Raw genomic sequence first — 12,222 nt, 5'->3', positions numbered from 1 at the left:
TTTTAAAATAATTTGATTGTTTTTAATACGGCTTTAATTGATGCGTTGCAATGATCAGGAGTCTTGCTGTGTTCTACCCCAAAATACAATAGGCCATAATAAAAACACGCTGATCCATACAATATATGTTAAATACTGTGCATACCCCCAATAATCCCCCAATATCCCACTCAGATTATACAACCCCCCACTCACTGTGGCCATCAACGCCACCTGAAAGGTAAAATCAGTACCCGCCAGATGCTTGCGACTGTATTGCATGACCAAGGTCAGCATGACTACCAAAAGCATGGCAGAGATCATATCTTCTGCAGCATTAATCAGATAAATGATCCAGTTTTCTACTTTATTTTGGATTTCATACTGGCCAGCCAGCCAGGCATAAGCCATTAAAGTCATGATTTTCAGGACAGAGAAAATCAGTAAACTCCGGCTGCGCGACCAGTATTTCAGACACCAGCCAGCCAATCCTGCTCCAATCAGTGCCGCAAATGCACCAAGCATGGTGACATAAAGGCCAATCTGGCTAAAGCTCAGTCCGAGATCTACCATTAACGGTTTTAATAAAGGCCCGGATAAACCATCGGCGATTTTAAAGGTCAGTAAAACCAGAAGCCACCTCGCCAAGGTTAAATCTGACCAGAAGTATTGAAAATAGGTTTTTATATTGCTGAGTGCAGGTCCTTTATCAGCTGGCGTGATAATTTTTGAATGCTGAGGTTCTCTAAAAAGTAAAATGGGTAAAGTATTAAGAAAAACCAGCGCAGCCAGTAACAGAAAGGTACTTTGCCATTGCAGCAGATCGAGCAGCCATAATATGGCCCCGCCTCCGACAATGAATCCCAGACGAGAACCAATCACCTGAAAGGTATTGCCCCAGTGCTGTTGTTCATTTTTTAGAATATTGACTGCCAGTCCATCCGTGGCAATATCCTGAGTAGCACCGATCCCATTCATCACTAACAACGTGATAAAAAAGATCAGCAGGTACAGCGGCTGGTTTAAGGCTTGGATCGGCAAGAAGGACAGCCCAATCAGTACAGCGACAGAAAGCCATTGCAAAGGAATAATCCAGCTTCGATAATGACCTCTGGATCTTGATCCATGTCGATCAACTAAAGGTGCCCAGAAGATTTTTATCGACCATGGCAGCATGAGCAGGCCAAAGCCACCAATATGTGCCAGAGATACGCCGTCAGCTCGCAGAATGACCGGCAAGGCATGGGTCATAAACCCGACCGGGAGCCCCTGTGCCCAATATAGGGAAAACAATAAAATATAAGTATTCCGCATATTCAGCGCAGGTCCTTAAGGTAAAAATGCTAAAAGCATCCATCATCGCTATACATTTTGCCAATGATCCAGATTTTACAACAGTCTAATATGATCAAAAATAAAGAAAAATACGTTTCAGGATGAGACATCGATGAGTACAACACGCTTTCCCAAACTCCCTCCATTGGTTCCCTCCCGCGGAGGTAAACTGAGCCAAACCCTGTTTAAACAGCTATTTTTGGCTCAGGGCTGGCAGCTCAAAGGCGAGTTCCCTAACCTGCCTAAAGCAGTGGCAATTATTTCCCCACATACCTCGAATATCGATGCCTGGTTAGGCTTTAATGCTCTACTCGGTCTGGGTATTCAGATTACGATTTTTGGTAAAGACAGCCTGTTTCGTACTCCGCTTAAACCCATTCTGGAATGGATCGGTGTAGTTCCTGTAGTACGCGATACACCGCAAGGTCACACCCGACAAATTGTTGATGTCATTAACAAGACTGATCGGATCTGGGTAGGTATGGCACCTGAAGGTTCGCGTAAGGCACCGGAAAAAATCCGTAGCGGTTTTTATCATATTGCCAAAGCTGCCAATCTGCCGATTGTGATGTTTTCTTTTGACTATGACATTAAAACCATTCATATCCTGGGCGTATACCATTTAACCGGTGATTATGAATATGATCTGGAGCAGATCTATGGCCATTATGAAGGCAAGATCTCGGCAAAAAATCCGGACTGGATTGCCAAGCCTTTACAAAAACTGGTGAAAAAACGCTAGGCAAAATGTCTTTTTTTTGCTCTGATAACCGTAATTTGCTTATTTAATCCTCTATTTTTAGAATGAAATTAATTCGTTATGCAATGATTGGCTGCTTGGGTTTAAGCCTTGCAGCATGTGATAAAGCTACTAAAACCCCAACAACCTCTACTCCTCTTCAGGCTCGTGAACCTGTGGTGGCTATTGCACTCGGTGGTGGCGGTGCCAAAGGCTTTGCCCATATCGGGGTAATCAAAGTCCTCGAATCGCATGGCATCAAACCGAAGATTGTTACTGGAACTAGTGCCGGAAGCTTCGTGGGCAGTCTATATGCCAGTGGCAAATCCCCTTATCAGTTGCAGCAAATCGCCTTAAATTTTAAGGAATCCGATATCCGTGATTTAACCTTGAACCGTCAAGGGATTATTGCTGGACAGAAACTGCAGGATTTCGTCAATAAAAATGTGGCGAATAAACCGATTGAACAGTTCCCGATTCGCTTCGCGGCAGTGGCAACCCGCCTGGACAATGGCCGTAAAGCCGACTTTATCAAAGGAAATGCCGGACAAGCTGTTCGTGCCTCTTGCAGCATTCCGAATGTCTTTGTACCCGCTGTAATTGGCGGTACAAAATATGTCGATGGCGGTCTGGTTAGCCCGATTCCGGTAAAAACGGCCAAAGATATGGGAGCTGATATTGTTATTGCCGTAGATATTTCTGCCCGTCCGGACAGCAATAAAGCGCTCAACATGTGGGGCGTACTGGACCAGACGATTAATATCATGGGTCAGCAAAGCATCAATGAAGAACTCAGCCAAGCCAATATTGTAATCCAGCCTAAAGTAGGTCATATCGGCACATTGGATTTAAAAGCCAGCAATGAAACCATTCTCGAAGGTGAAAAAGCCGCGCAACTGAAAATCCGTTCAATTGAAAAAGCCATCAGTGATTTTAAGCAGTCTCCGGCTGCATTTAAGCCTGTACGACCGGCAAAATTTTAATCAGAGTTTTTTATATTCATCTGCTGCTGCATCTGCTACATTGGAAGTAAATCATATAAAGATGATGATTAATTAAATACTTAGCAATATAGGTCACGATATGGAATTAGTTCTTGAACCTTGGCACTGGTTTGTATTGGGAATACTTCTTATTCTTTCAGAATTACTCCTGCCCGCTTTTGCTGCCCTCTGGTTCGGGATTGGTGCCATTATGGTTGGCATTCTGTACTGGATGTTCCCGATGATGGGACTGACCACCCAGATCCTGACCTGGATCATCCTGTCTGTTCTTTGTACCTTGCTCTGGTTCAAGTTTATCAAGCCACTTTCTATCGACAAGACCAAAGCCGGCTTGTCGCGTGAAGCAACCATTGGCCAAATTGGCATGGTGATCCAGACCGATCTTGAACAGGATCAGATCCGGGTCCGGTTTCCGCTGCCTGTTTTAGGCTCGGATGAATGGGATTGCCGCGCTCTGGATAAAGTTCAGGTCGGAGATCGTGTCCGTGTTGTCGATATTCTGGGAAATGACCTAGTTGTACAGCCCCACAGCACTCAATATCAAAACGAAAAAGGTGAATAAATTATGTCTGCTGGCACTATCATTGTTATTGCGTTCTTGGCCTTTGTTGCGATTACCATTTTTAAAGGTGTACGAATTGTTCCACAAGGCTATAAGTGGATCGTGCAACGTCTGGGTAAATACCACACCACACTCAATCCTGGCCTGAATTTTGTCATTCCTTATGTAGATGAAGTGGCTTATAAAGTCACTACCAAAGATATTGTTCTGGATATTCCTTCTCAGGAAGTAATTACCCGTGATAACGCCGTCTTGCTGATGAATGCGGTGGCTTATATCAACCTAACAACTCCTGAAAAAGCGGTATACGGGATTGAGAACTACTCATGGGCAATTCAGAACCTGGTACAAACTTCGCTACGTTCAATCGTGGGTGAAATGGATCTGGATGATGCCTTATCTTCACGCGATCATATCAAGGCGCGTTTAAAGTCTAGTATTTCTGATGATATTTCAGACTGGGGTATCACCTTAAAGACGGTTGAAATCCAGGATATCAAACCTTCTGTGACCATGCAGACTGCAATGGAAGAACAGGCAGCGGCAGAGCGTCAACGTCGTGCAACCGTGACTAAAGCGGATGGTGAAAAACAGGCCGCCATTCTGGAAGCTGATGGTCGTCTGGAAGCGTCACGTCGTGATGCAGAAGCGCAAGTCGTACTGGCAGAATCTTCACAGCGTGCGATTGATATGGTGAGTCAGGCAATTGGCGATAAGGAAATTCCTGTGGCTTATCTGCTGGGTGAACAATATGTCAAAGCCATGCAGGATATGGCCAAGTCTCCAAATGCCAAGACTGTGGTCTTGCCTGCCGATGTGCTGAATACCATTCGCGGTGTGATGGGACGTCACTAAATTTCAGAGATACTTCACAATAGGCAGCCAATTGGTTGCCTATTTTCTTTCAAAATAAGAAAATCTCAGCAAAGATTGTGAATTTATGGTTAAATTTCGCGTTTATTTTTGAAATCCTCTGGATTCGATGTTGCCTGGCTTTCGGGTTAAAGTCTTTCGCATCTGTCATAATCCTTGTTTCGATCTACTGTCCAACTTAAAAATGGATACCGTATGAGCTCCCTAAATCCAACCTTAATTACCTTTCTTTTTTATATTGTCGGCATGGTCGTAATTGGCCTGATGGCATACCGCGCGACAAACAACTTTTCTGATTACATCTTAGGGGGCCGACGTTTAGGTAGTTTCGTAACTGCACTTTCTGCAGGGGCTTCCGACATGAGTGGCTGGCTGCTGATGGGCTTGCCGGGTGCAATTTATCTTTCAGGCCTGTCTGAAATGTGGATTGCGATTGGTCTGATTATCGGTGCCTGGCTGAACTGGCTGCTGGTTGCGGGTCGTTTACGGGTCCATACCGAAGTCCAGCATAATGCCCTGACCCTACCGGACTATTTCTCGAACCGTTTTAACGATCAGAAAAAAGTACTGCGTGTGGTTTCTGCATTTGTCATTCTGATTTTCTTTGCAATTTACTGTGCTTCAGGCATGGTGGCAGGTGCGCGGCTGTTCGAAAGTATGTTCGACATGTCTTATAGTACAGCGCTCTGGATCAGTGCGATTGCAACGATCAGTTATGTGTTTATTGGCGGTTTCCTGGCAGTCAGCTGGACGGATACCATTCAGGCAACCCTGATGATCTTCGCCCTGCTTCTTACGCCAATCGTAACCATCCTGACTTTTTCAGATATGTCGCAAGTTACGCTCGCTTTGGAAGCCGCACGTCCACAGGCCATGAACTTGGTCGGTGATCTGAGTACCATCGCGATCCTGTCATTAATGGCATGGGGTTTGGGTTATTTTGGTCAGCCGCATATTTTAGTGCGTTTCATGGCCGCCGATTCAGTGAAGTCGATTCCAAATGCACGCCGTATCGGGATGACCTGGATGACGCTTTGTTTGGGTGGTGCAGTGGCCGCAGGTTTCTTTGGTATTGCCTATTTCCAGCAACATCCGGAACTCGCTGCTGTGGTGAATGCCAATCCTGAAACCGTGTTTATGGAACTGACTAAAATCCTGTTCAATCCATGGATTGCCGGTGTGGTTCTGGCGGCAATTTTGGCCGCGGTGATGAGTACGCTTAGCTGTCAGTTACTGGTTTGTTCAAGTACCCTGACTGAAGACTTCTATAAATCATTCCTACGTAAAAATGCCTCACAAAAAGAACTGGTTTGGGTCGGTCGTTTGATGGTGCTTCTCATTGCTTTATTGGCAATCTGGATGGCTGGTAATCCTGAATCTAAAGTCTTGGGTCTGGTGGCGTATGCTTGGGCAGGTTTTGGCGCTGCTTTTGGTCCACTGATTATTCTGTCTTTGTTCTGGAAACGTATGACCTTGAATGGTGCCTTGGCAGGCATGATCGTTGGCGCATGTATGGTGATTCTGTGGAAGAATACTGTTGGTGGAACAGGTCTTGGTTTTATTCCAGCCGGCATCTATGAAATTATTCCAGGCTTTATCTGTTCTTGGATTGCGATTGTAGTTGTAAGTCTCTTAGGCAAAGCACCAACAGCTGAAATTACAACACGCTTTGAACAGGCAGAACGTCTGTATAACGAAAGCAAGTAATTCAATATAAAAGAAAAGAGGACTTTAAGTCCTCTTTTTTATGCTTGTTTTAAGCTGATTTCAGGAAGATTAGTTTATTAAAATCAGCTTTTACGTGTCAGCAAGAACTGGGTAATCTGCATCAGGTCATCGGCTTGACTTTCAAAATGATTCAGTGCAGTCATGGCCTGATCATGTAATTGCTGTGCATAGGCTTGGGCTTTCTCTAAACCCATTAATGCCGGATAAGTTGACTTCTCCACCTGTTCATCCTTGCCCGCCGTTTTACCGAGCACTTCAGTATCCGAAATAATATCCAGAATATCGTCCTGCACCTGGAAAGCCAGACCAATGGCTTGCCCGAATTCACGCAGTTTTGGAATCGCCAAATCCGTCCCTTCAAAGATGGTCACCGCTGCCATCATAATCGCTGCACTGATCAAGGCACCGGTTTTATTTCGGTGAATCGCCTCCAGTGCTTCCTGATCAATTTTTTTGCCTTCGGCCTGTAAATCCAGTACCTGACCATTGACCATTTTCGAGGAAGCAGTCGCCAGAATCTGCATCTGCTTCAAGACAATCGCAGGTTCTACTGCAGGCCCCTGATCAAACAGACGACTACCCAGAATTTCAAACGCCATAGATTGCAAAATATCACCCGCCAAAAGAGCCGTATCTTCACCAAAAGCAGCATGACAGGTTGGCTGACCACGACGTAACAAGTCATTGTCCATACATGGCAGATCATCATGTGCCAGTGAATAGCAATGAATAAACTCGATCGCAACTGCGGCACGGCGTACCGCAGCACTATTCTGATTCGGTTTTAAAGCGGCAGTGGCATAACAGAGTGCTGGACGTACCCGCTTTCCTCCTAGCATTACGGCATGATGTACTGCCGACTTTAACGGTTCCGGAATGGAAAAGGCTTCCAAAGCAGTCATTAAATCGTGTTGAATCCGTTGTTGTGCTTGAGTTAGTGCATGGGTTGATACGTCAGTGATAGATGACACATTCGCCTCGAATACGTAGCCAGAATAATAAAATGACAGTTTATAAGTGCCTGTCTGTTATCAGGCATTGTACCTAGAATTGCTTTGAATTTTCAGTCTTAAATCCAAATGTTGTTTCATAATTCTGTATTGAGACTAAAAATAATCAAATCAGAAATATCTTTTTTAATAAAAAAACCATCAGAGAACTGATGGTTTTACTTAGGCTAATTTTCTCAAGAAATAATTTTAAGAAAGAGCATCTTCAGGAACACGCACCCAACCTTCCATTAGCACACGAGCACTACGGCTCATAATGGCTTTTTTCACTTTCCATTCTCCATTTTCCTGCACTGCTTGCGCACCCACTCTTAAGGTACCGGAAGGATGACCAAAGCGGACTGATTCACGTTCACCGCCACCTGCAACACGATTAACCAAGGTTCCCGGAATCGCTGCCGCTGTTCCAATCGCTACAGCGGCTGTTCCCATCATGGCATGATGCAACTTACCCATCGATAAGGCACGGACCAGAATATCGCTATCTGTTTCAGTGACTTCCTTACCACTAGAGGACGTATAAGTCTTTGGCGGAGCCACAAAAGCGATCTTTGGCGTATGCTGACGTGTAACAGCTTCACTAATGTCCTGAATCAGACCCATCTGTTGAGCAGCATAGGCTCGGATGGTTTCAAACTTCACCAAGGCAGCTGCATCATTATTGATATGGTCCTGTAACTCGGTACCGTTATAGCCCAGATCTTCTGCCTTTAAGAAAACTGTCGGGATCCCGGCATTAATCATCGTTACTTCAAAGCTGCCAATATTCGGTACTTCTAGCGTATCGGTTAAATTTCCGGTCGGAAACATTGAACCGCCCTCGGCATCATCATCGGCAGGATCCAGAAATTCAATCTGTACTTCGGCTGCTGGGAAAGTTACGCCATCCAGCTCAAAATCACCTAATTCCTGAACCTGACCATTCTGCATCGGTACATGGGCGATAATGGTTTTCTGAATATTCGCCTGCCAGATTCGCACCGTACACAGCCCATTTTCAGGAATACGTGCAGGATCGACCAGGCCATTGGAAATCGCAAATGCCCCAACTGCTGCAGTCAGATTGCCACAATTACCACTCCAGTCCACAAAAGGGCGATCAATCGATACCTGACCAAACAGATAATCCACATCATGATTTTCTTGCTGACTTTTAGACAGAATCACAGTTTTGCTGGTACTTGAACTGGCACCGCCCATCCCATCAATCTGCTTACCATATGGATCCGGGCTGCCGATCACTCTTAATAATAACTGGTCCCGAATTCGGCCTGCCTGTTGTGCAGCAGCAGGTAAATCGTCCAGTTTAAAGAACACCCCTTTACTGGTGCCTCCGCGCATATAAGTGGCCGGGATTTTGATTTGGGCAGCGAAACTCATGAATACTTTCTTCCTCTGGCTTGTCTTTATTCTGATCAAAATTATTGAATATTTCTGAGACGAGTATAATCGGTTTAAAGCCAAGTAGCTGCCTTGCCCGACCTAAGTATAAAAAAACAGCATTTGTGTCGAGTTAAAAAAACAGCAAACTCATCAGTTACATTTTCAATAAAATTAATATATTGATTCACATATCTTTTATTCTATTTATTTTTATAATTTTTTTTTATAAATACGATAATAATATTTCATCCAGACGGGTGCTCTAGGCTTCTTATCTTTGTTCCATTACAATCTTTATACCTATTTCTTACATTGTCGGGCTGAACACTTTGAATAACGAGTCTTCACAACTTCAGCGTGGCTTAAAGAACCGTCATATTCAGTTGATCGCCATGGGCGGTGCAATTGGCACAGGCTTATTCTTAGGTTCCGCACAGGTGATCCAATCTGCGGGTCCTTCTATTATTCTTGGCTATGCCATTGGTGGCTTAATTGCATTCTTAATCATGCGTCAATTGGGTGAGATGATTGTTCATGAACCTGTAGCAGGTTCATTCAGCCATTTTGCTTATAAATACTGGGGCAAATTCCCTGGTTTCCTTGCGGGTTGGAACTACTGGATCTTATATATCCTGGTGGCTATGACCGAGCTCACCGCCGTTGCAAAATATATTAATTACTGGTGGCCTCATATTCCTGCTTGGACCTCAGTCCTGTTTTTCTTCATCGTAATTACGCTGGTCAATCTCGGCAATGTGAAATTCTACGGTGAATCAGAATTCTGGCTGTCTATTGTGAAAGTGACTGCGGTCGTTTCTATGATTGTCTTTGGTCTCTATCTGATCCTGACTGCTGATGCATCTTCAGGAGCTTCTTTCAGCAACCTTTGGACAGCAGGCGGTTTCTTCCCGAATGGTTTTGAAGGCTTATTCTATATGCTGGCCTTCCTGATGTTTGCCTTCGGTGGGATTGAACTGATCGGGATGGCGGCAGCAGAAGCTGAAAATCCAGAAAAAACTATTCCAAAAGCGATTAATCAGGTCGTGTTCCGTATTCTGGTATTCTATGTAGGTGCATTGACAATCCTGTTGTCTTTAGTGCCTTGGAACCAGTTAGAGCTTGGCGGTCTGGATAAAAGCCCGTTTGTGATGATCTTCAGCCAGCTGGGGATTGACTGGGCAGCACATCTGCTGAACTTCATCATCCTGACAGCGGCACTCTCTGTTTATAACAGTGGTATGTATGCCAATAGCCGTATGCTTTATGGTCTGGCACAGCAAGGTAATGCCCCTAAAATCTTCAAGACTGTGAACAAGCAAGGGGTGCCAATTCCTGCAGTTCTGTTCTCTGCCCTGCTGATTTTCGGCTGTGTACTCCTAAACTACTTTGTTCCTGAAGATGCCTTAAGTCACCTGATTTATGTGGTGGTAGGTGCACTGGTACTGAACTGGGCCATGATTAGCTTGACCCACTTGAAGTTTATGCAAAGCATGAAGCAGTTAGGACAAAAGACCAGTTTCCCTGCATTGTGGTCACCTGCAAGTAATATTCTGGTTTTAGCTTTCATTGCGACCATTCTTTACATCATGTGGACACAAGGCTTTAAAGAATCAGTACTGATGCTTCCGATCTGGGTAGTGATCATGTTTATTCTGTTTAAGGCACTACGCCCTAAGAATTAATCAAAAAATCTTTTAATCGATGATTTTTAAAGTTATTGCTTCAGCAATAACTTTTTTTTGCATTTTTTACAGTATAATAGCTTTCTTTTCGCGCCCTTAGCTTAACTGGATAGAGCAGTTGCCTCCTAAGCGACCGACGTGGGTTCGAGTCCCGCAGGGCGCACCATCTTTTCAAAATGTGATCTATACTTCAAAGAATCAGCGTTAATCTTCATATTTTTAGAATATTTTTTATACAAAAAATCATTTTTTCTCCATTATTTTATTTCTTTTACTTTCAAATACTTATTTCAAAATACAGCTATTTTTTGGTGCAAAAACTCTATTTTGGTGCTTTTTTAGACTAATTAGTTTTTTCTAGAGCATTTACTCTTATTTTAATTGTGCTATTTTTGTCACATGGAGTAACAAATGATTGCGGATAAATACCCGAAATCTCCAAGAATTTAATAAGTGCAAACAACAACGCTAGATATAAATTTGTACCTCAAGGAAAGACGTAAATGAAATTAAAAACATTAACTACTGCAATGATTCTTGCAACTGTGCCTATGACAGGCGCATTTGCAGCAGCACTAGATCGTTCAGGCCAATCTATTGCAGCCTTCCTACAACCTGGTAACTATTTTGAAGCAGGTATTTCTGTTTTAGATCCATCTGTATCTGGTAAAGCTAATGCAGGTTATACACCTAACGCTGCTATTCCTGCAGCTTTAGCTGGTCTTGAGAATACCTCTCTATCAGACATGGGCGAAGATTATTACTTCCCAAGTGCAGCATTAAAGTTTCAAGTAGCTGATAAATTATCAGTGGGTCTTTTATACGATCAACCTTTTGGTGCTGATGCAGCCTATTCAGTTGGTGATGCTGGAGCAAACCCAGCATTAGCAGGCTTGGGGCTTCCAGCTGCATTATTTGCTGGACAGGGCTTATTCCATGATGGCCAAGAAGCAACTGAAGTAGAAGTTACAACCGAAAATTTAACGTTCCTATTAGGTTTCCAACCAACTGAAAACTGGAATCTATATGGTGGTGCGGTATACCAGACCGTTAAAGGGAATGTTCAACTACGTGGTACCGCATACGGTTCTACTATTGCATTAGGCCAATATAATGCAGATATGAAGGAAGATTCTGCAGTAGGCTGGATTGCAGGTTTAGCTTACCAAATTCCTGAAATCGCATTAAAAGCATCTTTAACGTATCGCTCTGAAATTGATCACGAAGCAGCAACGAATGAATATGGTACAAGCTTAATTTTAACTGGTTTAGTTCCTGGACCAGGTGCGGTATATAACGAAAACACTACTACCAAAATTACAACTCCACAATCTGTAAACCTTGATTTCCAAACTGGTATCATGGCTGACACAGTCGCTTTTGCTAATGTGCGCTGGGTAAACTGGGAAGATTTTTCAATTCGTCCTGAACAGTTTGGTACAGTTTCAGAAGCTTTAGGTGCCGCAGGCTTAACCCCAGATAATCCAAATGGTTTTGACTTAGTGGGTTATACAGATGATCAATGGTCAGCTACTGTAGGTGTAGGCCGTAAATTTAATGAAAAATGGGCAGGTAATGTCTCTGTAGGTTGGGATTCAGGTGCAGGCAACCCTGTTTCAACTTTAGGTCCAACTGAAGGTTACTGGAACGTTGGCCTAGGTCTACAATTCTCACCTGCTGCAAACTACTTTATCGCTGGTGGTGTGAAGTACTTCTGGTTAGGTGATGCTAAAGCTCAACCTGCATCAATGTTTGGTACAGGAAACTCTGTGGCACAATTTGAAGATAACCATGCTTTAGGTTATGGCTTAAAAATGGGCTATCGCTTCTAATTCCTGTTAGTTAATAAAAACCACCTTCGGGTGGTTTTTATTGTCTCATTTATATTTTTATACACCCGTATACTATTCGATGCTTTTATCACCAA

10 protein-coding genes and 1 tRNA gene are annotated in these 12,222 nt (G+C 43.6%); 8 read left to right on the top strand and 3 right to left on the bottom strand.

The features are described from left to right. Positions 1 to 54: 54 nt before the first annotated feature. Positions 55 to 1,293 (bottom strand): MFS transporter, encoded by a 1,239-nt coding sequence (locus FTV31_RS07775; RefSeq protein WP_180014070.1) that lies wholly within the window; start codon positions 1,291 to 1,293, stop codon positions 55 to 57. A gap of 133 nt (positions 1,294 to 1,426) precedes the next feature. Between FTV31_RS07775 and FTV31_RS07770 the strand changes: the two genes are divergently transcribed. The 5 genes from FTV31_RS07770 to putP all read left to right on the top strand — a co-directional run bounded on the left by FTV31_RS07770 (position 1,427) and on the right by putP (position 6,199). After that, positions 1,427 to 2,056 carry a 1-acyl-sn-glycerol-3-phosphate acyltransferase gene (locus FTV31_RS07770; protein WP_180014068.1) on the top strand — a complete coding sequence of 210 codons (630 nt, stop codon included), beginning with the start codon at positions 1,427 to 1,429 and terminating at the stop codon, positions 2,054 to 2,056. 62 nt (positions 2,057 to 2,118) lie between these two features. Then, entirely contained in the window at positions 2,119 to 3,036 is a 918-nt protein-coding gene (locus FTV31_RS07765) for a patatin-like phospholipase family protein (protein WP_180014066.1), read from the top strand. 100 nt (positions 3,037 to 3,136) lie between these two features. Continuing rightward, on the top strand, positions 3,137 to 3,619 hold the full coding sequence (locus FTV31_RS07760) for an NfeD family protein (RefSeq protein ID WP_004783073.1): 483 nt from the start codon (positions 3,137 to 3,139) through the stop codon (positions 3,617 to 3,619). 3 nt (positions 3,620 to 3,622) lie between these two features. Beyond that, a complete protein-coding gene (locus FTV31_RS07755) occupies positions 3,623 to 4,474 on the top strand; it encodes an SPFH domain-containing protein (RefSeq protein ID WP_005234507.1) in 852 nt (283 codons plus the stop codon). A gap of 213 nt (positions 4,475 to 4,687) precedes the next feature. Further along, entirely contained in the window at positions 4,688 to 6,199 is a 1,512-nt protein-coding gene (gene putP / locus FTV31_RS07750) for a sodium/proline symporter PutP (protein ID WP_159122845.1), read from the top strand. An 83-nt stretch (positions 6,200 to 6,282) separates the two neighbouring features. On the opposite strand, the gene FTV31_RS07745 is transcribed toward putP, so the two are convergent. Together FTV31_RS07745 and prpF are read right to left on the bottom strand one after the other, a co-directional pair. Further along, positions 6,283 to 7,191 (bottom strand): farnesyl diphosphate synthase, encoded by a 909-nt coding sequence (locus FTV31_RS07745; protein ID WP_180014064.1) that lies wholly within the window; start codon positions 7,189 to 7,191, stop codon positions 6,283 to 6,285. A 228-nt stretch (positions 7,192 to 7,419) separates the two neighbouring features. Further along, positions 7,420 to 8,610 carry a 2-methylaconitate cis-trans isomerase PrpF gene (gene prpF / locus FTV31_RS07740; protein WP_180014062.1) on the bottom strand — a complete coding sequence of 397 codons (1,191 nt, stop codon included), beginning with the start codon at positions 8,608 to 8,610 and terminating at the stop codon, positions 7,420 to 7,422. 332 nt (positions 8,611 to 8,942) lie between these two features. Between prpF and FTV31_RS07735 the strand changes: the two genes are divergently transcribed. From FTV31_RS07735 to FTV31_RS07725, 3 genes are all read left to right on the top strand, one after another. Then, positions 8,943 to 10,295: an amino acid permease gene (locus FTV31_RS07735; RefSeq protein WP_180014060.1), complete on the top strand. Its 1,353-nt coding sequence runs from the start codon at positions 8,943 to 8,945 to the stop codon at positions 10,293 to 10,295. A 90-nt stretch (positions 10,296 to 10,385) separates the two neighbouring features. Then, positions 10,386 to 10,461: transfer RNA gene (locus FTV31_RS07730), tRNA-Arg, on the top strand. 337 nt (positions 10,462 to 10,798) lie between these two features. Beyond that, on the top strand, positions 10,799 to 12,127 hold the full coding sequence (locus FTV31_RS07725; protein WP_180014058.1) for an OmpP1/FadL family transporter: 1,329 nt from the start codon (positions 10,799 to 10,801) through the stop codon (positions 12,125 to 12,127). Positions 12,128 to 12,222: the final 95 nt, after the last annotated feature.

The sequence above is a fragment of the Acinetobacter sp. YH16031 genome (genome assembly GCF_013417335.1).
Taxonomy (GTDB): Bacteria; Pseudomonadota; Gammaproteobacteria; order Pseudomonadales; family Moraxellaceae; genus Acinetobacter.
This window is presented reverse-complemented; position numbering and strand designations above follow the sequence as displayed.